Origin of the sequence: Paenibacillus sp. FSL R5-0887, assembly GCF_038002305.1 — a bacterium.
Classification (GTDB): domain Bacteria; phylum Bacillota; class Bacilli; order Paenibacillales; family Paenibacillaceae; genus Paenibacillus_AQ; species Paenibacillus_AQ odorifer.
Window position 1 is genome coordinate 3,630,365 of the sequence record NZ_JBBOCE010000001.1, and the last position, 22,308, is coordinate 3,652,672.

General features: G+C 44.3%; 30 protein-coding genes. 5 read left to right on the forward strand and 25 right to left on the reverse strand.

Annotated features, from left to right (window positions below):
* Position 1: 1 nt before the first annotated feature.
* The 8 genes from MKY14_RS16165 to MKY14_RS16200 form a co-directional block, all read right to left on the reverse strand.
* Positions 2 to 1,633 carry an AAA family ATPase gene (locus MKY14_RS16165; RefSeq protein ID WP_340976854.1) on the reverse strand — a complete coding sequence of 544 codons (1,632 nt, stop codon included), beginning with the start codon at positions 1,631 to 1,633 and terminating at the stop codon, positions 2 to 4.
* Between the two features lie 388 nt (positions 1,634 to 2,021).
* Entirely contained in the window at positions 2,022 to 2,297 is a 276-nt protein-coding gene (locus MKY14_RS16170; protein ID WP_340976855.1) for a hypothetical protein, read from the reverse strand.
* A 377-nt stretch (positions 2,298 to 2,674) separates the two neighbouring features.
* Positions 2,675 to 2,866, reverse strand: a complete 192-nt coding sequence (locus tag MKY14_RS16175) for a hypothetical protein (protein WP_340976856.1) — start codon at positions 2,864 to 2,866, stop codon at positions 2,675 to 2,677.
* Positions 2,863 to 3,117, reverse strand: a complete 255-nt coding sequence (locus tag MKY14_RS16180; protein ID WP_076277295.1) for a DUF7667 family protein — start codon at positions 3,115 to 3,117, stop codon at positions 2,863 to 2,865. Before MKY14_RS16180 ends, MKY14_RS16175 begins: the two co-directional genes overlap by 4 nt.
* A 25-nt stretch (positions 3,118 to 3,142) precedes the next feature.
* Positions 3,143 to 3,664 carry a sigma-70 family RNA polymerase sigma factor gene (locus MKY14_RS16185; protein WP_340976858.1) on the reverse strand — a complete coding sequence of 174 codons (522 nt, stop codon included), beginning with the start codon at positions 3,662 to 3,664 and terminating at the stop codon, positions 3,143 to 3,145.
* A gap of 29 nt (positions 3,665 to 3,693) precedes the next feature.
* Complete coding sequence (locus tag MKY14_RS16190) at positions 3,694 to 4,098, reverse strand: hypothetical protein (RefSeq protein ID WP_340976859.1); 405 nt, start codon at positions 4,096 to 4,098, stop codon at positions 3,694 to 3,696.
* A complete protein-coding gene (locus MKY14_RS16195) occupies positions 4,091 to 5,050 on the reverse strand; it encodes a ParB N-terminal domain-containing protein (RefSeq protein WP_340976860.1) in 960 nt (319 codons plus the stop codon). The genes MKY14_RS16190 and MKY14_RS16195 overlap by 8 nt, the downstream gene beginning before the upstream one ends.
* A gap of 72 nt (positions 5,051 to 5,122) precedes the next feature.
* Complete coding sequence (locus MKY14_RS16200; protein ID WP_340976861.1) at positions 5,123 to 5,350, reverse strand: helix-turn-helix domain-containing protein; 228 nt, start codon at positions 5,348 to 5,350, stop codon at positions 5,123 to 5,125.
* 216 nt (positions 5,351 to 5,566) lie between these two features.
* Here MKY14_RS16200 and MKY14_RS16205 point away from each other — a divergent pair, with 216 nt between their 5' ends.
* Together MKY14_RS16205 and MKY14_RS30855 are read left to right on the forward strand one after the other, a co-directional pair.
* Complete coding sequence (locus tag MKY14_RS16205; RefSeq protein WP_076275441.1) at positions 5,567 to 5,959, forward strand: helix-turn-helix domain-containing protein; 393 nt, start codon at positions 5,567 to 5,569, stop codon at positions 5,957 to 5,959.
* 205 nt (positions 5,960 to 6,164) lie between these two features.
* Positions 6,165 to 6,392, forward strand: coding sequence for a helix-turn-helix transcriptional regulator (locus tag MKY14_RS30855; RefSeq protein WP_445669867.1), 228 nt, complete (start codon positions 6,165 to 6,167; stop codon positions 6,390 to 6,392).
* Between the two features lie 132 nt (positions 6,393 to 6,524).
* Here MKY14_RS30855 and MKY14_RS16210 read toward each other — a convergent pair whose 3' ends face one another.
* Positions 6,525 to 6,839, reverse strand: a complete 315-nt coding sequence (locus tag MKY14_RS16210) for a LytTR family DNA-binding domain-containing protein (RefSeq protein ID WP_340976863.1) — start codon at positions 6,837 to 6,839, stop codon at positions 6,525 to 6,527.
* 160 nt (positions 6,840 to 6,999) lie between these two features.
* Between MKY14_RS16210 and MKY14_RS16215 the strand changes: the two genes are divergently transcribed.
* The 3 genes from MKY14_RS16215 to MKY14_RS16225 all read left to right on the forward strand — a co-directional run bounded on the left by MKY14_RS16215 (position 7,000) and on the right by MKY14_RS16225 (position 8,591).
* Positions 7,000 to 7,188: a type II toxin-antitoxin system HicA family toxin gene (locus MKY14_RS16215; protein ID WP_340976864.1), complete on the forward strand. Its 189-nt coding sequence runs from the start codon at positions 7,000 to 7,002 to the stop codon at positions 7,186 to 7,188.
* Positions 7,189 to 7,223: 35 nt separating this feature from the next.
* Positions 7,224 to 7,646 (forward strand): type II toxin-antitoxin system HicB family antitoxin, encoded by a 423-nt coding sequence (locus MKY14_RS16220; RefSeq protein ID WP_340976866.1) that lies wholly within the window; start codon positions 7,224 to 7,226, stop codon positions 7,644 to 7,646.
* 240 nt (positions 7,647 to 7,886) lie between these two features.
* Positions 7,887 to 8,591, forward strand: coding sequence for a hypothetical protein (locus MKY14_RS16225; protein ID WP_340976868.1), 705 nt, complete (start codon positions 7,887 to 7,889; stop codon positions 8,589 to 8,591).
* Positions 8,592 to 8,655: 64 nt separating this feature from the next.
* Here MKY14_RS16225 and MKY14_RS16230 read toward each other — a convergent pair whose 3' ends face one another.
* From MKY14_RS16230 to MKY14_RS16305, 16 genes are all read right to left on the reverse strand, one after another.
* Complete coding sequence (locus MKY14_RS16230; RefSeq protein WP_340976869.1) at positions 8,656 to 9,303, reverse strand: lysozyme; 648 nt, start codon at positions 9,301 to 9,303, stop codon at positions 8,656 to 8,658.
* Positions 9,303 to 9,569, reverse strand: a complete 267-nt coding sequence (locus MKY14_RS16235; protein ID WP_339815073.1) for a phage holin family protein — start codon at positions 9,567 to 9,569, stop codon at positions 9,303 to 9,305. The genes MKY14_RS16230 and MKY14_RS16235 overlap by 1 nt, the downstream gene beginning before the upstream one ends.
* Position 9,570: 1 nt before the next feature.
* Positions 9,571 to 9,816: a hemolysin XhlA family protein gene (locus tag MKY14_RS16240; RefSeq protein WP_234530029.1), complete on the reverse strand. Its 246-nt coding sequence runs from the start codon at positions 9,814 to 9,816 to the stop codon at positions 9,571 to 9,573.
* An 85-nt stretch (positions 9,817 to 9,901) separates the two neighbouring features.
* Positions 9,902 to 10,003 (reverse strand): CD1375 family protein, encoded by a 102-nt coding sequence (locus MKY14_RS16245; protein WP_256717569.1) that lies wholly within the window; start codon positions 10,001 to 10,003, stop codon positions 9,902 to 9,904.
* Positions 9,996 to 10,562, reverse strand: a complete 567-nt coding sequence (locus tag MKY14_RS16250) for a hypothetical protein (protein WP_340976871.1) — start codon at positions 10,560 to 10,562, stop codon at positions 9,996 to 9,998. The genes MKY14_RS16245 and MKY14_RS16250 overlap by 8 nt, the downstream gene beginning before the upstream one ends.
* Before the next feature lie 11 nt (positions 10,563 to 10,573).
* Complete coding sequence (locus tag MKY14_RS16255; protein ID WP_340976872.1) at positions 10,574 to 14,554, reverse strand: phage tail-collar fiber domain-containing protein; 3,981 nt, start codon at positions 14,552 to 14,554, stop codon at positions 10,574 to 10,576.
* The gene (locus MKY14_RS16260; protein ID WP_340976873.1) at positions 14,555 to 15,112 is read right to left on the reverse strand and encodes a phage tail protein; all 558 of its coding nucleotides are present in this window, start codon (positions 15,110 to 15,112) and stop codon (positions 14,555 to 14,557) included. It abuts the gene before it with no gap.
* The gene (locus MKY14_RS16265) at positions 15,105 to 16,232 is read right to left on the reverse strand and encodes a baseplate assembly protein (RefSeq protein ID WP_340977059.1); all 1,128 of its coding nucleotides are present in this window, start codon (positions 16,230 to 16,232) and stop codon (positions 15,105 to 15,107) included. Before MKY14_RS16265 ends, MKY14_RS16260 begins: the two co-directional genes overlap by 8 nt.
* Positions 16,233 to 16,236: 4 nt before the next feature.
* Positions 16,237 to 16,572, reverse strand: a complete 336-nt coding sequence (locus tag MKY14_RS16270) for a GPW/gp25 family protein (protein ID WP_340976874.1) — start codon at positions 16,570 to 16,572, stop codon at positions 16,237 to 16,239.
* A complete protein-coding gene (locus tag MKY14_RS16275; RefSeq protein ID WP_340976876.1) occupies positions 16,569 to 16,973 on the reverse strand; it encodes a phage tail protein in 405 nt (134 codons plus the stop codon). Before MKY14_RS16275 ends, MKY14_RS16270 begins: the two co-directional genes overlap by 4 nt.
* 2 nt (positions 16,974 to 16,975) lie before the next feature.
* Positions 16,976 to 17,191: a hypothetical protein gene (locus MKY14_RS16280; protein WP_340976877.1), complete on the reverse strand. Its 216-nt coding sequence runs from the start codon at positions 17,189 to 17,191 to the stop codon at positions 16,976 to 16,978.
* A gap of 1 nt (position 17,192) precedes the next feature.
* Positions 17,193 to 18,224 carry a phage late control D family protein gene (locus MKY14_RS16285; protein WP_340976878.1) on the reverse strand — a complete coding sequence of 344 codons (1,032 nt, stop codon included), beginning with the start codon at positions 18,222 to 18,224 and terminating at the stop codon, positions 17,193 to 17,195.
* Between the two features lies 1 nt (position 18,225).
* On the reverse strand, positions 18,226 to 18,429 hold the full coding sequence (locus tag MKY14_RS16290; RefSeq protein WP_340976879.1) for a tail protein X: 204 nt from the start codon (positions 18,427 to 18,429) through the stop codon (positions 18,226 to 18,228).
* Complete coding sequence (locus MKY14_RS16295) at positions 18,426 to 21,266, reverse strand: phage tail tape measure protein (protein WP_340976880.1); 2,841 nt, start codon at positions 21,264 to 21,266, stop codon at positions 18,426 to 18,428. Before MKY14_RS16295 ends, MKY14_RS16290 begins: the two co-directional genes overlap by 4 nt.
* A gap of 194 nt (positions 21,267 to 21,460) precedes the next feature.
* Positions 21,461 to 21,775: a hypothetical protein gene (locus MKY14_RS16300; protein WP_340976881.1), complete on the reverse strand. Its 315-nt coding sequence runs from the start codon at positions 21,773 to 21,775 to the stop codon at positions 21,461 to 21,463.
* An 11-nt stretch (positions 21,776 to 21,786) separates the two neighbouring features.
* Positions 21,787 to 22,305, reverse strand: coding sequence for a phage major tail tube protein (locus tag MKY14_RS16305; RefSeq protein WP_340976882.1), 519 nt, complete (start codon positions 22,303 to 22,305; stop codon positions 21,787 to 21,789).
* Positions 22,306 to 22,308 lie beyond the last annotated feature (3 nt).

Genomic DNA, 22,308 nt, shown 5'->3' on the forward strand with positions numbered 1-22,308 from the left:
ACTATCCCTCCACAATTTCGATATTCAGGTCTTTGCCTTCAACAGTAGAAAGCAAGAAGTATTGGTAATCATCGTGTTGAGCGTTCTCCAAAATGGATTGTTGCTTGCTTCCAAGGTTCTGATAACCATCAATGCAAATTACCTTGAGCGGACCTGACTGAGCCTTAGCAAGCTTAAATGCAAAGTCCAGCGCCTCACCTTCGGATAATCCGTCGATAAGTGTTCCGTCGATTCGGATGCGTCCTTTATCATCTACCGTAAGTCCATCCACTGGCAAAGCAGCTGTTTTAAGCAATTCTTTTGGCAGCTCGCGCGCCTTCTCAATCTTTGAAGTTAGGTCAGCGGACCGCGCTTCTTTCGGAGACAACTTTTCACGAATGATATCGTTCATCCGTTCCCACTCTCGAAGATACTCTTTCATCTCAGCCGCTTTATGAGCAGCAGCTTGTAACGGCTCAGGGTCAATCCATTCAACATCTGCAATCACTTGCTCAGCATCGCCTGACTTCGCTTTCTCTGCCGCAATTAGGCTGGCTTCGTGATCTCTGATCTTCTCCAGATCCTTGCGCTCATGCTCCGCGATATTATTAAGTGAAGAAGACTTTTCTGCGATCAATTGGCGGTGCTCGCTGACATATCCCTTATTCAGTTCTACCTCACGCTGGACATCTTCCCGGACGTTGAGTTTTTTCTGTTGATATTGAAGCTTGAGGCGTTCAATTGCCTGCTCCATTTCGTTGTCCAACTGTAGGGATGCATCTGCGATTCGGCGGTCAGCATCGTCAATGATCTTTTGATCCTGCTCGATACGCTCCTCTAACCGCTTGATGCCGTCTTGCAGTGTGTCGCGTTGTCTCCGGTAATCTAAAGTCTTTTCTTCGGTAGCGTTAGCAGATCGCCGTTTGATGTCCTCGATCCGCAAAGTCAACCCGTCGATTAAGGATCTAGCCTCTTCCAGCTTCTTATTGGATTCTTGGGCATCGGACAGCTTTCGATAAAGCTTTTGCAGGTCAACCCCGCGCCACTCTTCGCCATCATAGTTCGGCGGAAGGTCTCGCTTAATCCCTTCAATGTTTGCTCGTAATAGATTGATCTCACGGTTTATGCTGGAACGTTCTTCGAAATACGCTGATTCGATCTGCTTCAAAATCTGCAGGATATGCAATTGGTAATCTGCTTCGGGCATCTCGCCGAACCAAGCCTTGATGTTCTCAACCGTCCAATCGATCTGAAGCATATTCAGGATGATCTCGGTTTGCTCTTTAGAATCCTTCTGCACAAATTCAATCGGACGGAAAATGTCGCCGTTGATTAGCTTTCGCAAGAATCCCTCCGTGCTGTTTACTGCCTTGCTATCATGCTTAACCTTGAGATAGTCCGCCTTTTCTGCCCTAACCTTGCGGGTGATCTGGAGCCCGTCCGTCAGTTCTACAAACAATTCAGCCTCTTCATGTCCGTGGCTGATGACCTCTGTACGCCGACTATTATTGGTAAGCGTCTTTTCCAGCGCCTCTATCAAACTCGTTTTTCCAGCGCCTGAGTCACCATCGACTTTATTGATTTTTCCGGGAGATACTTCTAATTCACTAATCCCTAGCCAATCCGTGATTTTAATCCGTTTGATATGCAGCATCTTTACAGCCTCCTGATTTTTGTGTTATAGTGACCGTGAATTTTTGAATAAGCGTTTGACTAACGTCCCCGGTTGCAGCCAGGGGCGTTTTTACTGATGGCTATAGAACTTGATGAATGGTTTCCCTGTACGTTTAGCCTTGGCTTTACGAAGAGAACGAGGGATAATACCGCCATATTCTTTAATGATTGCTGTTGCAACAACTGAAGGACCAAGTGATCCGGGCTTATACGCTGTCTTCTCGGAGACTTCGCGCTTGAACTGGCGGCGGGATTTAATGAGTGCGAATTGTCTAGCTGCTGTTGCTTGTTTGAATAGGATAGTCGCATTGGTTTTAGCCTTGAAGTTATGCTTTATAGATAATTCCTCCGATATGATTTATTTGTTGTTACAGTGCAGCCAGTTCTTCCTCAAGCTGCTGGATTTCTTCGTTGATCGCTTGTACAGCAAACGTTTTAATTTTTGCTACCACTCTAGCTGAATCCCGATAACCTTTTTGAGCCCAAGCCTCCAAATCTACTAATACGTGGTTCCCTTTGAACCTTATTTCTTGAGCATTGATGAGTTGTTCAGCTTGCTTAGTGAGACCATCAATTTTATTCACAATTGCAGTGGCTTTCTTTGTACGATCCGTCATGTACTCCAGTGTCTTTCTGTCCATCATTTAGCCTCGCTTTCTAGTGTTTTTGGGCTCAAAACCCCGTTTTTGGCAAAAAAATAATAAGCCTTCGAGAATTCGCCGTTTTTAAGACCTTCCGATTAACCTTGTTCACCTCCCTTTACGTCTACTTGATCTCCTATCTTTCGCAAATGTAGAATCACTAGGGTAACCTATATTCACCTTCTGAGCTGGCACATGTCCCTCTAGATTCTTATTGGCTGCTTGAGGATCGTATCCGATACTTTGCGGCTTGCCGTATTTCCCAAATAGTTCTTTTCGCTGCATGTTATGAGCTTCAGTGCAATGGTTGTTAGTGATAAAATCTGCTGTATAGCTGCAACTGGGATAAGGACATCTAACTGTGGTGTTGAAAATTACTGTCATACGCACACCGCTAGTCTCTCCACAGGTGTTGCCCATAAAGTTAGTACAGCATCACGATGTTTGCGGCGTTCCATGATTGCAAACTGTTCAGTTTCAACATCGCCTCGCCATAGAGCGTCTTTCTGAACACTTAGCCAGTAAGCCATTTCTTGGCGATGAAATCTGAGAGCGTCTTTTTTCTCATTCATGTTAACTGTGCCTCCATTTCATCAAGTTTTTCTACGAAATATTGAAGAAGATCCATATTGCCAGAAAGTTGTGCAGCATAGCCAGCTTCTTTCAAGCCATCAATTTCCATCACTAGTAACAGGTTGTCACGGAGCAACGGCATTATCAAACGTAGTTCAGACATGCCCATAACTAAATCCCCGTCTTCGTTAACATTCATCCATGTGATTGTTGCGAGTTGACGGTGTGCCGGGTGGATTGTGATTGGCATTTGCGCAGTCCTCCTTCACGATCGGTTAAATTTCAAATCCTGCTGCAACTTCGTATTTGACACGAGCTTTAATCAAAAGCCTTGAAATATAAGATGGGGTACACTTCATTTCTTTTGCTGCTTCCAGTCGGGTTAATCCTTTAGATAGCAACAAACATGCTTGCTTTTGCCTGTTCGTCATGCTCTGCAAGGCAATTAGATCTATCTCAATACGAGACATATCACCATCGCATTTGCCTGCCCTGTCATGCCAATTCGGAATTAATTCCAAACTCTCACACTTAATCGTTTGGCGTCTTTTGCGAAGATAAGCCAACATTTCATTCTTAATACATCTGGTAGCATAGGTGGAAAACCTAAAGTTCTTTGTTTCATCAAAGGTTCGAGCTGCCTTGATAAGACCAATAGATCCTTCCTGAAAGAGTTCCAGATACTCCACGCCAGTTGTCTTGTTGATTTTATGAGCGATCGATCCAACAAGGCCCATGTTGCTTTGAATCAATTCGTCCGGCGTCAGTTGCCGTTCAGTTATTGCGGTTGCGCTCATTGGGATGCCCCTCCTCCAGTTCTTCGAAATCAAAGGTCAAAGCTTCGTCTGATTGATTCACAATTTTTTTCAATACGATCCGCTGCCTTTTTGATCAACTTATCCGATCCGTCCCGATTCTTGGACATGTTACGTATTTGTTTCTCGAGAACTTCGACATCGTTACAGATATCAATCATCTGATAAACCATCCGGCGCTGTTCACCCTCGGGTGAATCGTTATAAGCAGCTAGCCGCCGGACACCTTCACTGTCCTTAAAACTGCGAAGTAATTGACGTCCCTTATCGTTCCAGGCATCATCAATTGCCTTCTTTTCATCCAGTACAATCCGTTCTTTCAGAAAGGCTACCGCATCAGCAAGAGTTATTTTTTTGTGAAGATGCCCCAAAACGAAATCCGTCCGATCCTCCCGAACCAATCTGTACTTAGCCACGACCTTTCACCACCTTTCGAGGACCCTTCAGTGCATCTTTCATTTTGGAATGAAGCCGCTGAAGTTCTTCAATACCGCGCTGAACTTGACTTGCCGAAACATCAATAACGATTCGGTCAGTTTGTAACTCTATCCACGATAGCCAACGCTCCTCCGTTACTGCACCCGACATTCTTCCAGCGGCATCAATGATGTTGTCTACAACCCGTTTTTGTTTGTACTGCTCATCAATCAGTTGCTGGTGGAGTGCCGAACGTTTCTCTTCAGCAGCGATGTTCTCCAGCGTTTTCTGAGCGACTTCAGGCGGTGCGCTCCGTAACTTCTCAGCTCCTTGAATAACCACATCTGCTGGAAGCTTTGCCTCCCCAAGGATTGGAAACTCATTCACTGCCTTCTGGTAAAGCTCTACCTTGTCTGGGTCTTTAGCGGTTTTAATGGCTTCTTTCTTTCCGAGTGATTCAAGGGCTGGGAATTGTTCGACTGCGGAAACATGATGCTTAGCCTCGTTGATAGTTCGTTCGGGGATACCCAGCCTTTCAGCGACTTTAGCTTCAGAATCCGGTTTACTTGGTCGCCCTCGTTCAGATTCTTTTTCAGCGCCGGGCGCTGAATATTCTTCTTTAAGAATTTCTTTCGTCGCTTCTGCCAGTTCTAACAGATTCTTAGATGATTCAAACTCCGTCAGCGCCTTGCGCTTTGTGTTCTCCTCCAGTTCAATCAGCCGCTTTTCCTTCTCAGTCAGATCCGCTATTGTCTTGGTCTCAACTTCCTCCCGACCTAGCAACTTGTGAGCTTCCAAGCGGCGATGTCCAGCGATCAGGTTGCCTGACTCATCAATAACTATGGGATGCAATAAACCGCGAGCGTTGATGCTCTCTGCCAACCCTGCAATGTCGCCCATGTCTTCACGGATCCGGTTACCTATATTAATTGTGTGTATTGGTGTGAGCATGTGTTCGTCATCCTTTCTGATATAATCGTAAAACCCATAAGTTATGTGCGCGTATTTATTGCGCATTTGAAACTATCGTTGAACTTGTTCAGCCTGATCTACTGTTTGTTCAGGCATTCTGAAGTCCACTCTCAATCCAAGCGCTTCACACACCTCATTAATGATTGCCTCATGCCAACGACGTTCACCTTTGAGTAGATCACTGATATACTGATAGCTTCGACCAGTTGCGCGAGCTAAGTCCGCTCTGCTCATTCCAGTTGCCTCCATAGCTGCTGTAACTGCTACTGTGAAATCCATGTGTTGTTCACCTCCATGCACCAAATAATAAGCATTATGCTTACATTAGTAAAACGACAAATAACAGCATTATGCTTATAAAATAGGGGTACATAGTCCTAAATTCAACACAATGCTTAAATTTACTTAATATTTTGATCTTTTGATTATTGCTATAAAAAAATGGGCATGTTATTATTTATACAGCATAATGCTTAAATAAAAGGAGAGCTGAACATGGCGGTCGTTAATAGTAGGTTGAAGGATTTAAGAAAAGAAAATAAAATGAGTGGCATTGCTGTCGCAAAAAAATTGGAAATAACTCCTCAATATTATTACGATATCGAAAAAGGTGAACGCCGATTAACTACTGAGATTGCAGGAAAATTAGCCGAGATATTACATACAACTGTTGATTATTTGATCGGGGTAACTGATGTAAATCAATACGAGGGTAATTCAGAAAACAAAAATAACTCCGATTCACATGAAGAATCAGAGTTGGCAAACATTCCTATAGAAAGACTAAATCAGTATCAACTTACATATAAGGGACATACATTATCCAAGGACGAAGCAGACGATATTATTGAATTGCTGGAGGCTGCATTGAAACGCTGGAAGAAATAATATCTTCCAGCTTCTTTTTTATTTCCGAAGTCTCAACTCCTGACTTTTCAAGATTGATTATGTATTTCTCTAGATCTATAATTCCCATATACATCATTCCTTTCATCTGTTAAATAGCATCTGTAATGGTAGAATCAGTATAGCATAAAAATACGAACAAATATACGAACACTTCCATGAATATTCCATATGAAAGGAGAATCATATGGCGTTCCTGCTCGGGGAATGCCTACTGCTTGACCGTCTTGAAGAAAAAGGGATCACTCCCGCTGATTTTGCTAGGCATATGCAGTGTTCGCGATCATTCGTAACTCAAGTTATCAAAGGGAAGTCACGTATGTCCCTAGAATTCGCGATTAATGCAGCGCATTTCCTCAATTGCCGGGTAACTGATCTGTATGTTTTGAAATGGTCAAACAGTAGGTTAGAGTAGATTCTTTACTCTCCCTCGAACAGAGTGTGAAGTATTACTTCACAGTTTTACAATTATTATACCCCCCATCTTATATATATGCTGTCGCTCAGTGTCGTAAAAAATCGACCGAATACGGTCACTCAACGGTATTCAATCATTTAATTTCTTTCGATTTCTCCGCGATACCTTCACACTCTTACCTATCCTCTCTTTGTCGAAATATGCCTGCTTCGCAATTTTGTCATAATTCTGGATCAGATTAATATTCACGACATTTGACTTATCTAGATATTCAAATCCTGTCGGCAATGATATCTCTGCATAATCTTTCAGTGCATTCGCAGGTTTGTAGACCTGATCGCGGGTATGGATGTAGGTCATTCCGTCCGCTTGGACGAACAATATCTTAGCTGAATCAATGACCTCTGCTTTGCCTGTTTTCATATTTACCACTGGAATATCCATGTGCATCACCTTGCGGATATGATTCCGCAATATACAACCAATGATTCACCGCCAGTGAATGGTATCTTATATCCTTTTTACAAATTAGTTTAATACGTATAATTAATACGTTGACACGTATGTTAAGTACGTGTATAATATAAGTATAAGGAGGGTTGAGATGAAGTCATATAGTTCTAGGGAAATCATAAAAATTATCGAAGAAGACGGATGGTACATAGTTGGAGTACATGGCAGCCACCATTACTTCAAACATCCAAGCAAGCCGGGGAAAATAACAGTACCACATCCTAGAGCAAGCTTTCCTCCCAAAACACAAAAGAGTATCCTAAAATCAGCAGGGTTGTAGGGGCACAAGCCCCTCCCCCAAGGAGGTTAATATAAATGAGTAAGAAAGACGTTTATCGCTACTGGGCGTTGCTAGACACGGCAGACGAAGGAATATCTGTTCGTTTTCCCGATCTGCCCGGATGCCTAACGGCTGGAGACACTGCCGAAGAAGCACACGCCGCAGCACGCGAAGCTCTTGAGGGGTTTATGTATGTGATGGAACAAGATGGAGACTCCATCCCTGATCCTTCATCGCTCGATTCCATTTTGAAGCAAGCAGATCTGACAGAGGCCGCCTGTGAAGTGCAGGTCTATATGCCGATTGTTAGGGATGCAATGGAAGCAAAGGCTGTAAAAAAAACACTGACTGTGCCGAAGTGGTTAAACGATGAGGCAGAAAAACAGCATCTGAACTTTAGCCAAGTATTGCAAGAGGGATTGAAACGAAGTCTTGGAATCGAAAAGCAACGTATTTAATTAGATACCTCCTTGCATACATTCCTATATATAGGATGATTCGCAGGACTACCTAATACACCGCCTGATGATGACCGGATGGGCATCGGTCGAAACCATTTTGCGCTACGGCGCAGGATGGTCGCGGGAACCCACTACTCTGGCTTTGCAAAGTTGGCATCTTTGTAAAATACATAGATTACCATCCCTTTATCTGGTAGACTTACTTTGTAAATTATTATCATATTTAGGGGGAACATCATGAAGAAACCTTTCTACAAAAAATGGGTATTTTGGGTCATTGTAATCGTTGTGGGTGGCATAATCGGAATTGTGAATAAAGAAGATGCATCTATAGAACAAGTAACTCCTGCTCCAACAGAAGAAGTTCAATTAGCCGTTGTTGAGCCCACAACTAATCCAACAGCGGAACCAATTGAGGAAGCAAGCGACGCTCCAACAGAAGCATCAGAAACGATGGATCCTTCTCCAAAGCCGGGTGTTGAAGTTACAACAGAGCCTTTAGATGAGGTCAAAGTGCTTGATTACACCATTAATTTGACAGGAAAAACTTTTATTAAAAATATCGATGTTGGAAAAGACTACATAAAAGTTAACTTTTTCAAAGATTTTAAAGAGTACAAAAAGGAAAACACGGGTTCCATGATTACAGAGGCTGAATACAAGGATTATTTTTCCACTGGAGACCAGATCAATAAAATACTGATGGAAGAGTCGAGCCGATTGTTCAAAGAATTTCATGGAGCTTCGTCCATAGGGATATCAATTCCGTTTGAGGGGAAGACCTATTCCGTCTCTTTAACTAAAGAAGAAGTGGAAAAATTCTATGAGGTTGATTTTAATACACTTACCTCCGATGACGAATGGAGAGGGCGAATTAGTAATCCGTTTTTTAACGATGAAGACAGGGGAATGTTTGTAGCAAAATTTGTTGATGTAAAATAAAAAAAAAGCCCTACCGACCATATAGGTTAGTAGGGCTTTTACCGTATCTCTCATCGTTAGATATTTACTTTTTGGAAACAATAAACGAAAGCCATGCAAGCTCTGATGTCGTCAACGTCTTTTTATCGATCTTATCCAGCCAAGTCTTGTCATTGATCGTACCTACATCCAGCAGCGCCTTAACTTGAATGTGTAACGTTGTCCATTGATAAGTTGTCAGTTCCAATTTGTCGTCCTCCTTGGCTTTTTCAGATTCTTTTTTGATTGGTTCCTCTACTTTATTGTACAGATCGAGTTCCGCCTTACGCCGTCTTACTAGACCAGCCAAAACATTGCCGCCGCCTTTGTTGTACTTAGTAATGTTCTGAGCGATCTCTGTTATTGTCCGACCGACGCAAAGTTTTTTAAGGCTGCCGTTGCCGCAGTTGTAACAAAAACTTGTGAGTGCATCAAATTGATTTTGATTGAGCCACGCTGTAACCGGCACGTAGACCGGATCATTAACATATGCCTCATACTTTGCCAGATCGGATACAAGCATACTGTCAGCCTGTGCCTGAGTGATGGTCATACCTGCTTTAACATCTGGACCATAGTGACCCCATCCGATTGTCCAGTATGTTTCAGTAGGCACAGGCTTGTACGCCGTGAGACGGCAGCCCTCAAACGACTTGATAAGGGAAATGCCCGCTTGCGAAATTTTGCGACTCATTACTCATCACCCGCTTTACGAGACTGCTTGACCAGTTGGTTACCATATACAGCTACAGCACCACATAGGATGCCTTGTATAAAGCTTGTAATGACAAACCCTAACATCAGTACAGCAAATACGATGGCCATCAGCGTAACGATGTATACAATACTCCAATCTGGCACTTTCGGTGTTTTTTTCAAAACATAGCCTATGATCCAACAAGCTACAACGACAGCCATTAATTCGGGATTAATAAACTCCATAACTGCATTCCACTCCATATTAATTTCCACCCTCCATAGTAAATTTTATGATTGCCAATATAACAGCTCCGACTATAGTCGTCCCTAACCAAAATATTGTTTTGTCGATTTTGTCTAATCTGTGGTGGGCTGACCTTGCAGAAGATAATGCCTCTACAGCTGTTTCATTAGCCGTAATCGCACGATCTAATTTTTTGTCCATTTCATTTACTTTCGTTTCTACTCTCGTTATCCGTTGCAAAACCTCGGATTGTTCCACACCCATCCCCATTCCCCCCTCAACATAAATAGCCCCCGGGAATCCCGAGGGCAAAATAAAAACGCCTACTATGTGGCGCTAGCAATTTAATCTATTCTTTTAGCTCTACTGCGACATCCTCACGGATAATCTCCGGTACTTGCTCCAACTTCTTAAGTCCTTTACGGATCAAGCTTGCATATACTTTAGGCATTGTCTTCTTCACCTCCCACTACAGGTTCTGTAGGTGCTACGGGTTGTCCGGAAAGTACCAGCTCATAAAGCTCTGTGAGCGCCAATTGTGCGTCTGCCGCCTCTTGTTTGGCAGTCTGTAACTCTTCATAATTTTCAGTAAGAGCAAGCTGTGCTTCTTGCAGTTGCGTTTCGGTTTGATCAAGTCTTTCCAAGGTCTCTACAAGTTTCTTATTGGTTTGTTCTAGCTCCTGAACCGTTTTAGCATTTTCCCCCTCTACCAATTCGATTCGTTTAATTAACACATCTGCTGGAACCTCGCCCGGATAGGTAAACTCTAAATCTTCGGTATCTGGATTAACACGGTAGCCATTACACTCCGCAAATTCTCGACGAAACTGACCGTATTTGAGCTTTACTACACCAATGGTATCGCGGACCCGTTCAGCCAGCGCCTTATATGTTGCAAAGTCCTGATCCTCGGTTGTCTCCACTACCAACCTACCTACCTGTTCACCCGTATTTACTACCACGTTTCCTGTTGCTTTTTCAAAGTATATTTTCATTCCGATTTCCATCATAAAACCTCCTTTTATCTCCATGCATACCACAATATATTTACTGATATTCCACTGAAATTAAAAAAAGCAGAAAATCCATTGCCCCACGAACTCGGACTTTGCATTTCACCGCTCGAAATTACTGTTCCATATGGATTAGTTCCTGCATACTCTACAAAATTCCATCGTTCAGTATCTGTCCCAAGATATACAAAAGTGCTTTGGCTATTTTCTTTAAAGAAAGTAAAACGTACAATTCGAGGTTTAAATGACAATCCACTGATTTGATACACTCCGTTACTGTAGTGGGCACCTGTATAGCCTTCGGCGTACATTCGCTCTACTAGTGTTCCAGTAACTCCAAATACTTCTACACCGCTGCGAATGTTAGCAGGGGCTAGGTCGCCCTCAACAGATCGTAGTTGTGCTGTTGTTACTTTTATTTCACCCGCCCCAGGACCACCTTTGCGGTAGCCCTCTCTTGGGTACACCGCTAAGCTACCATCACCCCATTTCCCTACACTAAGAGCTGGATCTTCGCCAGATGTGATAACAGGAATGGAACCCTGAACTCCAAAAATAGATCTCGTAGACAAAATGCTTGATGGTACAAAATTGGGATCAACGGATAACAGTGTCCCGAATCCACCGGAATTAAGTCCAGAAGCATAGTACCCCGTCTGAGGTTCCATGACAAGGCTCCCAAATCCATCCCCTTTAGCTGACAAGGCTGTGGTATAGGTTAGGCTGTCTCCGGCTCTAGTTCTGTCCGGCATTGTTCCGTTCACCAGTCCGTTTTCTGTGCCTATCGTTTTTCCCGCCAGGACTTCCGCTGCTGTAGCTGTCCCATATTCACCCCCTTCACCCTGTAAGATAAAAGCCGTTCCATCGTATACAACCGTATAGACACCACCAAGAGCCAAAGGCGGGTTATTGCCATTTGGCTTTTTGATAGATTTGGCACCTAGACCATTTACATTGAGTGTAACCGGACCTGTTGTAGCTGCATGTGCTTTAAAAGATATTCGATCTCCTGCTATAAGAGATGTTATGACACTGCCCGCGATACTTGCCGTTAACGCTGGAGCTGTACCTTTAGTTAACCCAGCATAGGTTAAAGTACCGTTAGCGATTTCCCCCATGTTTTTCCCAGCATGTAAATCAGCATCAAGTCCACTACCCACACCATCTACTGTTAGTATCTTTGATAAAATGTCAGCGGCAGTGTATGATGTCGCTGGCAAAGGGACGAAACCTAACGAAGAACCCATTACAGGCGAAGTGTGGACGCCTACTCCTATTGCACCCGCTACGACTACAGGCATAGCAATTTGAACTACAGACCCCGCCGTCGCAGCTATACCTGGAGCTGCGTTATAGTATCCATTGCTTGCGTGGACTGTTTTTTCGATATGCACCCATCCATCAGCAGGAGTCAAAGAAATATAGTTAGCAGATGTTGATACCCCGTTTTTAGATAGTCTGCCATCTCTAGGTATTGAAATGGTTGTTCCCGTCTTAACCCGAACCCAGAAAGATACAGTATACGCCTTGCCAACTCCAGTTGCAGGGAAGTTACTATTTACCGTCATTAGATATGTCCCGGCAACATTTCCCGCATTCGCTGTGCCTGAACCCATCGTATAGGAAGCTATATAAAATTCTGTGCCGTACCTTGATCCACCAAGACTCATCGCGGTTAATAAGCTAGTTACGTCTTCCGTGAGCGCTCCTGCCGTACCTCCGTTAGTTGTGTTGTCATGGATGAACTTGCCCCCACTAAATACAGTAGTCCCATTCCAAGGAGATAAAAAAGAGTTATTGGCGAATGAGGTGGTGATTTGTAAAGATCTAGGGTCACCATCAATACCCATAAATCTTCCTGAGTCCCCAAGTAAGTTTACAACTCCACCGTATGGCAGATTATTCGCACTTACAAATCCATTACTGTCTAGTCCCGCATAACCATTGGCTACTCCCTTGGACGCTGTTGTTTCTATTTCTTGCCAAGGAGACCATGTATCGCCGGAAGAGTTGTAGTTCCTAGAGTACATCTTAGGTGCTGTTGTCCCACCTACTGAGTAGCAGATGATCTGCTGATTGACAGCAGTCCCAGCTGTCCTAGTAACGCGTAACCCGAAGGCTAATCCAACAATTGAAGGTGGCATATTGAGGATTGTAGCCGCTGTAGCATTAGCACCACAGTAGTATACACCCTCGTCAATAACAGCATTTAGGTTAGTTGCACTTGGTAGTGCCGCAGCAAGTCTTGAGATGTTAGCGGGAATCTGCGCGTCAAATATTTTAGCAGTAGCATCCAGCCCGGCGTAACCTCCTGTTATGTTCCTTTTACCACTGTGTTCGTACTCTAACCAGCTTAGCCAAGTTCCAGATGCATTAAGATATCTAATAAACGTTCTTAATGTGGTAAAGTCTGTAGCCCTTTGATACACACCTGCGGCTCCGCCTACTATTCTGCGTACTTCTACTAGGCCCGAGGTGAAACTAGCGTGTTTCCCTGTAACAGCACCACCAACATAAAAGTCGCCCGGATTAGTTTGATCATCTAGGGAACCTGAAGCCATATGATTAGCGAAGCCGTTGCTTTGTGTAAATGCGTACTTCTGAAACTCTTGCCCGGATTGGAGAACAGTGTCATCGGGAATTGTCTGCACTGCTACAGGTAATGCAGTAGGTGCTGCGCCGCTGTAAACAGCACTCAGATTCCACGTTGGTGGCGCAGTAGGGCTCGCATGCTTTACAGATACAGCAAAGGCAATAGCAGCCCCTGGCGCATGTCGTGCTTCTATACTTATTTTCCAACGAGAATTAGTGGCGTCCCAACTAATATCAGATATAGATATGTGCTGATTGATAAGACCCGTTACTTCTGGGTATTGCGTGCTCTGATAATTTAGGGTAGTAGCAGCAGCAGCAACCACATTAAAACGCTTCGTCATTTTACCAGCTGCGTTCACTGCATTCCAACTAGCCGTCACAGTCACCTCAATGTAGCCTGACAATGCACCAGTTGTAAAAAGATCAACTCTTTGATTAGCTACGCTGTTTGAGAATGAAGCCCCAAGAACGCGTTCAGATATTCTACTAGATAGCATATTACCATCTGAAACCGCCAGTCTATTCGCATCTAAAGCGGCAACACCATTAGCTGTGTTTCTATCGGTTTTTGGAATGTATTTACCGTCAGCAGTACCTGGCATAGCATTCCAGGCAGTACGTTCTGATGCTGTGATGTGTACTACGGTGTTATCAACGTGGGTCTTAGTTTGCGAGAGTGTTATGTCAGGTGTGTCGAATGGATTAGCTTTGCCTGTAATGGCTTTGAGATACTTAGTGATCCATGAGAACCACTGGGTGATGGAACCCTTTAAACCATAAGCAGTAGCTGTAGCTGGGTCAGCTGTGCGATCACCTATAACGGTGTCAGTAGCTGCGCCTGCGGCTAGGCTGGCTGCTGTGAGCTTAGGACCATCACCTGCAGCTCCTGTGTGTTTATGTCCTCCGGATGCATCAAACTTGGCGTTAAATTCAGATTCTCTTGTAAATACCAAAGAATCATCTATTGTAGCTGATACATTTGACGCTGTACCAATTACCACAATACAATCAATGGTCTTTTCAATAACATTACTACCGCCAACAGCAGGTATATATTCAGCATCGGTTCCCGCGTTAGTATAGCAATATAGGATTTCTCCCTCATCAGGATCTTGAGCAAATACACCAATTTCCCGGAAGTAAAATCCTGTTGTTACGTCTTGATTTGATAGAACCGTACCAATGACAGCTTTGTTTGGTGGTTGCATTCTCAGTCGTGTTACAGGTAATGATTTTTTCTGATCAATAAGTCCATTAAGCAATAAAATAGACTGCCCACCGAGTTGACCACTCCCGACGGCAATCCTTGTGTAATTTAGCTTTGATCCGGCTTGGGCTTTTGACTGAAGCGTCCTGCCCTTGTTTGTTAGAGTAAAACTCCCAAATGCGCCCATTTATTCCCCTACTCTCATGATTTCGCCCATGTGCAAGGCTCCACCGAAATATAATTCTAAATCTTCTGTTTGCGAGATTGTAACCCGATCCAAAACCACTGAAAGACGTTTCACAGAATCCACCGCTTGAATGAACTCTTGAGCTCGGGCGTTTGTTACGTCAGCGTTATTGGTTATGACTTGAAAATGATAAGGTCGCCCTCCGTATTCAAACCATTCTTCCACACGCCCCTCACCAAAGAGCAGCTTAACTAGATCCTCAACAGCTCTAGGAGTCCCTTTCTTACGGTGAAATTGTATGGCTGTTCTAACCAGCTCACACCGCTGTTCCAAAGGCAACTCCGGATCATAGTAAGGAGGCTTGTACTGCCACGCCAGTTCATCAACTTCCTCGCTGCTCCATTCCTCAGATCGTCCGAGAATGTCTAACTTACGGATCTCCGATGTAGTCACCTGTAACTCTGTATCCAGTGCTGCGGCTGCAGCAGCAATAGCCGGATCGTTGGCGATACTCGGTGGCAGAATATCTCGCAGACTTAGCTTCTGGATATCAATCATCAACAAGCCCTCCATAGGTCAATGTCGTTATACCTTGCTGTGCAACTTGAGTAGCTGTCAGCGGTGTATAAACTGGCGCTAAGACATTTACCCTCAGCGCTCCGGCAGCCATGACGCGGGCAATCAACTCAGACGGGTTAATGTGTCGGCCAAGCTTGGATCTCTGCCAGTGTTGGTAAGTCTCCACCGCTGATGTAACTGCTGTCTGGATAGCTGTAACTTCTGACGCGCGGTCACGACTGATATAGTAAGTCAGTGTAGTGGTATAAGGTACAGCTATCGGTGCTGTGACTGTCACGTGATCAGTCAAAGGTCTGACACCACGATCTTCTAGCGTCTCCGCCACAGTTTCGAGCATATCCTCTCCTGGGATTACACCATCAACGAGTAAGGGAACAATTGTAACCTTGCCCTCAGACGGAGAATAAGCATGTACATCCAAGATGGCAGCTGATGCAGATTTTGCCCAAAACTCATAAGATCCTTGTGGACCAGCGGTGCTATATGACTCCGGTGCAGTTCGGATGCGTTCACGAAAAGCTTCGTCTGTTTCTGTTGCTGCTCCGCCACTGCTCTCGGTAGTGTTGGTAACCGATTGAACAAACGGTAAGGGATCCATCAATACATTGACCTGGCCGGGCAAAAATCCGTTGCCTGTCGTGCCTACTGTCGAACACTCGCCCGTCACCATACCAGTTGTAGCGCCCGCCGGAATCTCCAAATACTCGGTTGTTGCAAAATATATGGATCCATCCCCACCCTGCGCCCCGACTCGCGTCCCCGCAGGTATGGTTGTCACTGATGCCAGTGGAATAGAGAGGGTAAAGCGCAAGTTAGTAATTGATGGAGCAGCATCCAACCGGATTAAACCAAAATCGGCACCTTTGTAGTCCAATACAATTCCGGTTGCATAGCGCAATGAATTGCTTTTAGCCGTCTGATTTATCAACACTCGTTGCTGGACGATAACCGTAGCCAAAGACGATAAAAACAGCCTCACCGGATCGGCGGGCTGCAGTGTGCGTAAGGTTAACCCCTCATATACAGTTATGATGTTCTGCTCTATCTTTGCTGCATCTTCCGGAGTAAAAAGGATCTCCGGCAAATCTACATATTCCACCAAATCAGGTCACCCCCTCTGCCAGCGTGTACCTCACCACAGCCGCTATACGACCTGCCAGAGCATCTGTTATCGTTCCATTAAAAGATACTTCAATGATCTGCGCTCGCGGCTCCTGCTCAGCAATAGCGGCGTATACTTCACCTGTTAACCGCGCTTCTGCAATTTGGTAAGGTTCATCCACGATACTATAGTCAATTCCTATATCTCGTGCTAAAGGCGCGCTCCCAATTGCTGTGGAAAGGATTGTTCTTATATTCTGACTGACTTCTTCTGCTAAATCCTTTGGAGCAAAAATGATATTGGATGGCTGTGTCATGTCTACTGTGTATGTGCTCATTTTACGTATTCCTCCAAACTGACATTCACTGTGGCTCGGATTATATTACCTACATTATCAATCTTGGTCCAAGCTTGGGATAAACCTGTGATGACCCACAATCCTGTGCCCACGCCTTTTTTACCTACGATCAATGGTAGTGCCTTCCCCGCCCGATCAATCTCGGTAAGCTTATCTAACTCCTTACGGGGATTGAGACCATACCGCGCATCAAACCACATGGTAAACGAGATCGTATCAAGCCCCGGCCCGAGAAATTGTGTTTTGGGCTTTTGACCGATGATTTCATGCTTTGCCCACCTTCCCGCACTAGCTCGGGTAAATTCCTGAAAGGTCCGAATGGCTTCCGGTGACACAACAAAAACGATCGGACCGAGATTTCCAATCTTGCTCATCGCCATATTTATTCAGCACCTCCCTGAATAACTCCGATACAGTACCCGTCTGTACTGTTGTCGGGGTAACCTACAAGCACTGTTTCTCCAGGTATGGGCATTTCTATTGTTATTGGACCGATAACCAGCAACTCACCGGAAACAAGATTATCTTTATCTGGATACGTAACCCTTACCGTTCTTGCTGTCATGTTTACTGTAGATACAGTACCTATTCTGATCATTTCACCACCCCAACACCTTCCTGATTCCGATATTTGTAACATAGCCACCACTACCAATTGCATGTGTACATGATTCAATGATGTATTTACCATCAAATCGTTTCCAGCCCTTTACATTGATTGTCAAACCTGTAGCCATCCTTATATCTCCCATCAAGACCAAACTGCCCTTACCGGATTCTTTGTTCTTTTCTCGGAGGCTCTTACGGGCTAATCTAAGAGCAGCAGATTGCGAATCAACCTGTTCATTAAGCTTTAACACTGGACCAGACTTGGGCGCTCCTGGAGGGGAGTACATTGCTTTGAATGTCTTTTTCTTCTTTGCATTGGTATAAGACACTTCGCAAGCACGGTAAGCAACCAATGTCGTACTCCAATTAAAAGCATAAGATATTACATTATCCTTACCGCGTGTAATCGTCGTAATAGGAGCTTTCTTTTCATATTCAGCTTCATCAAATAATACTAACTTCCCGCCTACAACTTTAACTGCAATTCCTTCTTTCTTCGCAGCATCAACCAGAAAGGCTAGGTCAGACATGCCGCTCTGTTCCAACCGATCATAAGAAGGATTTTCTTTAGTTTCATAAAGAAGTTTCAGACCTGCACTTTTTGCAACCTGCGTAGCGACTGTCTTCAACGCTACCTTTTCCCAACTTCGCGAACGTTTTTCTTGCCTTATATCAGCTCCAATGGGTATGGATAGAGCTTTTATAGATACAGAATCTGGCGGTCCTGTAAAATCGAATGTGTCGACTTCAAAAGATCCGAGAGGGAGTTTTTTAATCTCTCCCGGTTTATCCCAATTGATTGTTCTGATCTCAACTTTAATCTTATCTCCCTCGGTTGGAGACCAGGGACCTTGCCAATTTTGCGCCCCGTCTTCCAAATTAATTGATATGTCGTCAGCATCGCCAGGAGCTGCGTCATTGTAGGAAAAGTCTATAAGGGATTTAGCAAGATCGGTGGTTACATCTTTGCCGTTGTAGTTGATCACCAGAACCGCTCTACGGGCATCCTGCATGAGTTTCATGCTATTCCTCCCTTCGCCATGGCGGAAGAGTGTCAGAAGATTCAGCAGGCTTATCTGGAATGTTTAGCATAATGTTTCCAGAAAACAATACGGTCGAAGCATGTTCAGGATTGGCGTTTATAAGCAGGTTCATGAGATTCGCTTGTTCATAAACTTTAAAGGCGATACCATCCCAGGTATCGCCTTGTATTGTTGTATAGGTCATGTCGATAAACTCACCCTCGTTGCTTGACGTTTATAATCCGCAAACTGTTTGCCAAATTCCTGACGATTCCGCTGATCCATTTGCCGGATTGCCGACTCATCTGCATTGCCTTGTATAATAAAGGTCGGTTTGTAGATGAAATCGCCAATTGTATTATCGCTTGTATTACCGCTGCCCATACTTCGATTTGCAGCTTGCAGCAACCCTTGGGAACGTGCTGAGTTATTCTCTGGTATGATCCACTCCGGGGATCTACCCTCACCGACCCATGCAAGTTCAGGACTGTCAACATACCCGCCTTTTGCGTACCCTCCGACATGATTAATATCCGGTATATTCAACCCAAAGTGCTCACCACCAAACTTTGGAACCCACTCCGGCCAATCGAAACTAATCTTATTGATACCATGAATCGCGGCGTTAATTGCATCAATTGCAACATCAATCGGGAATGTAAGAATTGCTCCAAGACCTTCAAAAATACCAGAAAAAATATCTTTAATCCCTTGCCACGCTTTTCCCCAATCACCAGAAAAAACGCCAGTTACAAAATCTATTATTCCGCCTAACGCTGTTAGTAGACCACTGATCACGCCGCCGATAGCATCAATAGCGTTGGATACCACAATTTTTATGGCTCCCCATACAAACTCGAAGGTTGCGAAAAGATTATCAAGCGTAGGTTTAATAGCCTCGAACATCTGACTAATCCAGCCGCCAATCGCTCCAAAAGCCTCTTGAGCTTTAGTGGCTATACTCATGATCTTTGGGACCAAAGCAGCAATTAACCCAGCAACTTGTGGAAAAACCTGTGTACTAAGATAATTAAAGATGTTTTGGATAATAGGCCAAAGCTTGCCTGTGAGATAAGTAACAATCGGTAATACTGCATTGTACACCGCCCTGAATCCAGCCACCGCAGTTGTCACCAGCGACCCGACTACAGGTGCAACTGATTTAACTATATTTCCAAGTGAAACGAAGATCCCCTTGATGCTCGGCCATAGTCCTATCAATCCCTTGCCAAAATCAGCCCAATAATCCATGAGTCCACCAATAATATCCTTGAACCCTGACGTGATTCCTTTTGTATCTTTTTTCTTGAACCCAAACATTTCAGCGATATTAATTTCACCCGTAAACAACTTTTTCACGTTGCTAAACACACCGCTAACGCTGTCGTAAATATTTTTAATCGTACTCATAACCATCTGAGACGAACTACTGTCCAACCCAAGACTAGTAAGTATGCCGCCTCCTGACGAGTCCTGCGTAAATAGATTTCGAACGAATTCGAAGGTCTTAGATATTGCTCCGCCCACCTTATCAAGCGAAGCCATGACCGCAGGGACCCAGTCTACCATTTTATCCGCCAATCCCTGAAAAAAAGGTAGTAGTTTCTTTGAAATGGGTAGGATTAGGCTGGTTTGCAACGTCCTCCCAACCCCTCCCAGAGCTTTGCCGATGGTGTTGTACTTAACTTTCGTGATTTCTTCCATAGTGTTCTTGGTCATATCAAATTGGCTCTCAATGTTTGCATAGGATTTGATTACCCTAGCTTCCAAATCCTCGGCTTGAGTACCAAACAGTTGAACAGATACAGCATTCGCTTTAACCGGATCTTTAATTGCCGCAATTGCTTTTGTTGTTTTCAAAAATGCTTCTTGAGCAGTCTTTCCTCCGGTTGCAAATTCTTTCGTCATTTGTGTACCGCTAAGCCCTATAGCCTTATAAGCTTCCAGCGAAGCTTTTGAGCCATCCTTTGTACGTATGCCAAACTCTTTAATCCCATCGCCGACTTTATCGAGGTTAAAAGCACCTGCATCCAAACCAGCTTTGAATGTATCGAACATCTGGTCCGCGGAAAACCCTAATTTAGCAAAATATCCGCTATATTCATTTGCAGTGTCCAACAATTCGCCGGATTTATTGAGTCCTTTTGCGTCACCTTGCGCTAACAGATTGTAGGCTTCCGTCGAAGTAATCCCAAAGTTTTTCATCATTGTATCTGCGGCTTTAATAGACTCTGAAATATCTTCACCAACCACATCGCTAAAAACAATTGCATTCTTTGTCGTTGATTCCAACTCCGAACCACTAAGTTGTGTGACTTTTCGGACCGCACTCATACTCTCTGCTATATCATAAAAACTCTCACCCAAATTCTGATTGTAAATATTGGTGGCGATTTTGCTAAATCCAGTCATCTGCTGTTCAGATGCCCCTGTGCTTGCTTGTATCTGATTCATAGCTTCCTGATATTCTTCTGAAAACGAGAATACAGCATGAGCTGCCAAACCAGCCCCAGCAGCGACTCCCGCAATAGCGCCACCAGCTAAAACAGCGCCGCCAAGCGCCCACATGCCAGAACTGTCTCCTCCTGAACCTTCTCCGCCCCCTCCACCACCTTCACCAGGAGACGGACCGTGAATGTCGTTTATCTCCCGCATACGGCGTTCAAGGTCCTGCATATCTCGGGTGTACCGCTGTAGATCATTACCGAACATGTTGGACGGCATCCGAATACGAGCAATCTCCTGTAGGTTTCGGCTTAACTGAGCTGACTCTTTTACGGCTTCCTTGAGTTCCTTAACTGTCTCGGTAAATATCCCATCAATACGCGGCATTCGGCGTAATTGATCAAACTCACGTTCTGCCGCCTGCAAACCTTCTCGCAGCGGTCGAACCATATCCCCTGAGATTCGAATTGCTTCTATGGCACGGGCAGTAGTTTGCAGATCATTGAGATTATCAAGTACCTTGCGCATACCAGAGTTGTATGAGGAGTCAAGTTTTGCCTGAAGGTCAAACGCAATTTTATACTCTTTTCCGGCCATAGATCACCCCTTCTTTCCCCGTTGTTGCTTCCGGTTCTGCTCCCGTTCTTTATTCATTTCATTGGCTGTATCAACCCAGTCATACATCTCACTAACTGGCATACCTAGCCAATATGGGATTGGCGAAGAATAAGCAGCAGAAAGGGACGCTGCAAGCTTTTTCAGCTTTCGCGTCCCCTCTTTGTCAGCCAATCCTAAATGAGCAAAAAATTCTGTGCCAGCAGCCCCACTTTGGAGACATCTTTACCGTTCATCTTGTTGAAAAACTCTATAGGTACACCAGCAGCTGCTGCAGCAATATTGAGTTGGTACTGTAAAGATAATGCTTTTACAAACACCGGGCTTTTTTGTGCTGCATCAAACTGTGTGTTGATGCGGATCAGGTCTTCTCCGAGTAATGCATCAAAATCCAGCATCAACGATGTGTATTCTTTCTCTTCAAAAACAAAAGGCCGACTCAGCGTAAACACACGCTCGTCAGCCTCTACTGCAATATTCTTTTCGCTCATTTTAATATCCCTCACAGTCCCAACTGCTGTTTAACGACGGCTAAATAATCCACGCCATCAATAAAGCAGATGTAGTTATATTTGTCGATCTCGATCACTTTAACACCGTCTACCATTACCATCAGGTAGGTGCATTCCAGCTCAATAGAGCTACCAGTCGCGGCATTATTTTCAAAAGTTCCCAAAGTTGTATTGACGGGGATACCTCTAACGCTAACCCGTACAGGGATGCTCTTGTACTCGCTCGCTGAGGAGTCATAAACCTGTTGAGATCCTCTAAAGTCAAGCGCTTGCGACTTAGGTCCAGAAAGCTTAAACATCGGAATATCAAGCGTCCGAAAGTTGAGAGTTGTACGCATACTACCGAAGTGCCCGATTGTTGGAGAATCTACCTCTCCTGCAATTCCGGCTCCGCTGACTGTATCTGTTAGAGCCTCCAAGCTTGGAAGCTCTACATCCGATGTACCCACTCTCTCAGATCCATTACGAAACACACTATAACCCGTTAGTCTTTCAGGTATTACTGCCATAAG

Coding starts and splice junctions, on each gene's coding strand:
- MKY14_RS16165 (WP_340976854.1), bottom strand. CDS start 1,633: ATGCTGCATATCAAACGGATTAAAATCACGGATTGGCTAGGGATTAGT.
- MKY14_RS16170 (WP_340976855.1), bottom strand. CDS start 2,297: ATGATGGACAGAAAGACACTGGAGTACATGACGGATCGTACAAAGAAA.
- MKY14_RS16175 (WP_340976856.1), bottom strand. CDS start 2,866: ATGAATGAGAAAAAAGACGCTCTCAGATTTCATCGCCAAGAAATGGCT.
- MKY14_RS16180 (WP_076277295.1), bottom strand. CDS start 3,117: ATGCCAATCACAATCCACCCGGCACACCGTCAACTCGCAACAATCACA.
- MKY14_RS16185 (WP_340976858.1), bottom strand. CDS start 3,664: ATGAGCGCAACCGCAATAACTGAACGGCAACTGACGCCGGACGAATTG.
- MKY14_RS16195 (WP_340976860.1), bottom strand. CDS start 5,050: ATGCTCACACCAATACACACAATTAATATAGGTAACCGGATCCGTGAA.
- MKY14_RS16200 (WP_340976861.1), bottom strand. CDS start 5,350: ATGGATTTCACAGTAGCAGTTACAGCAGCTATGGAGGCAACTGGAATG.
- MKY14_RS16205 (WP_076275441.1), top strand. CDS start 5,567: ATGGCGGTCGTTAATAGTAGGTTGAAGGATTTAAGAAAAGAAAATAAA.
- MKY14_RS30855 (WP_445669867.1), top strand. CDS start 6,165: ATGGCGTTCCTGCTCGGGGAATGCCTACTGCTTGACCGTCTTGAAGAA.
- MKY14_RS16210 (WP_340976863.1), bottom strand. CDS start 6,839: ATGGATATTCCAGTGGTAAATATGAAAACAGGCAAAGCAGAGGTCATT.
- MKY14_RS16215 (WP_340976864.1), top strand. CDS start 7,000: ATGAAGTCATATAGTTCTAGGGAAATCATAAAAATTATCGAAGAAGAC.
- MKY14_RS16220 (WP_340976866.1), top strand. CDS start 7,224: ATGAGTAAGAAAGACGTTTATCGCTACTGGGCGTTGCTAGACACGGCA.
- MKY14_RS16225 (WP_340976868.1), top strand. CDS start 7,887: ATGAAGAAACCTTTCTACAAAAAATGGGTATTTTGGGTCATTGTAATC.
- MKY14_RS16230 (WP_340976869.1), bottom strand. CDS start 9,303: ATGAGTCGCAAAATTTCGCAAGCGGGCATTTCCCTTATCAAGTCGTTT.
- MKY14_RS16235 (WP_339815073.1), bottom strand. CDS start 9,569: ATGGAGTGGAATGCAGTTATGGAGTTTATTAATCCCGAATTAATGGCT.
- MKY14_RS16240 (WP_234530029.1), bottom strand. CDS start 9,816: ATGGGTGTGGAACAATCCGAGGTTTTGCAACGGATAACGAGAGTAGAA.
- MKY14_RS16245 (WP_256717569.1), bottom strand. CDS start 10,003: ATGCCTAAAGTATATGCAAGCTTGATCCGTAAAGGACTTAAGAAGTTG.
- MKY14_RS16250 (WP_340976871.1), bottom strand. CDS start 10,562: ATGATGGAAATCGGAATGAAAATATACTTTGAAAAAGCAACAGGAAAC.
- MKY14_RS16255 (WP_340976872.1), bottom strand. CDS start 14,554: ATGGGCGCATTTGGGAGTTTTACTCTAACAAACAAGGGCAGGACGCTT.
- MKY14_RS16260 (WP_340976873.1), bottom strand. CDS start 15,112: ATGATTGATATCCAGAAGCTAAGTCTGCGAGATATTCTGCCACCGAGT.
- MKY14_RS16270 (WP_340976874.1), bottom strand. CDS start 16,572: ATGAGCACATACACAGTAGACATGACACAGCCATCCAATATCATTTTT.
- MKY14_RS16275 (WP_340976876.1), bottom strand. CDS start 16,973: ATGGCGATGAGCAAGATTGGAAATCTCGGTCCGATCGTTTTTGTTGTG.
- MKY14_RS16280 (WP_340976877.1), bottom strand. CDS start 17,191: ATGATCAGAATAGGTACTGTATCTACAGTAAACATGACAGCAAGAACG.
- MKY14_RS16285 (WP_340976878.1), bottom strand. CDS start 18,224: ATGAAACTCATGCAGGATGCCCGTAGAGCGGTTCTGGTGATCAACTAC.
- MKY14_RS16290 (WP_340976879.1), bottom strand. CDS start 18,429: ATGACCTATACAACAATACAAGGCGATACCTGGGATGGTATCGCCTTT.
- MKY14_RS16295 (WP_340976880.1), bottom strand. CDS start 21,266: ATGGCCGGAAAAGAGTATAAAATTGCGTTTGACCTTCAGGCAAAACTT.
- MKY14_RS16300 (WP_340976881.1), bottom strand. CDS start 21,775: ATGAGCGAAAAGAATATTGCAGTAGAGGCTGACGAGCGTGTGTTTACG.
- MKY14_RS16305 (WP_340976882.1), bottom strand. CDS start 22,305: ATGGCAGTAATACCTGAAAGACTAACGGGTTATAGTGTGTTTCGTAAT.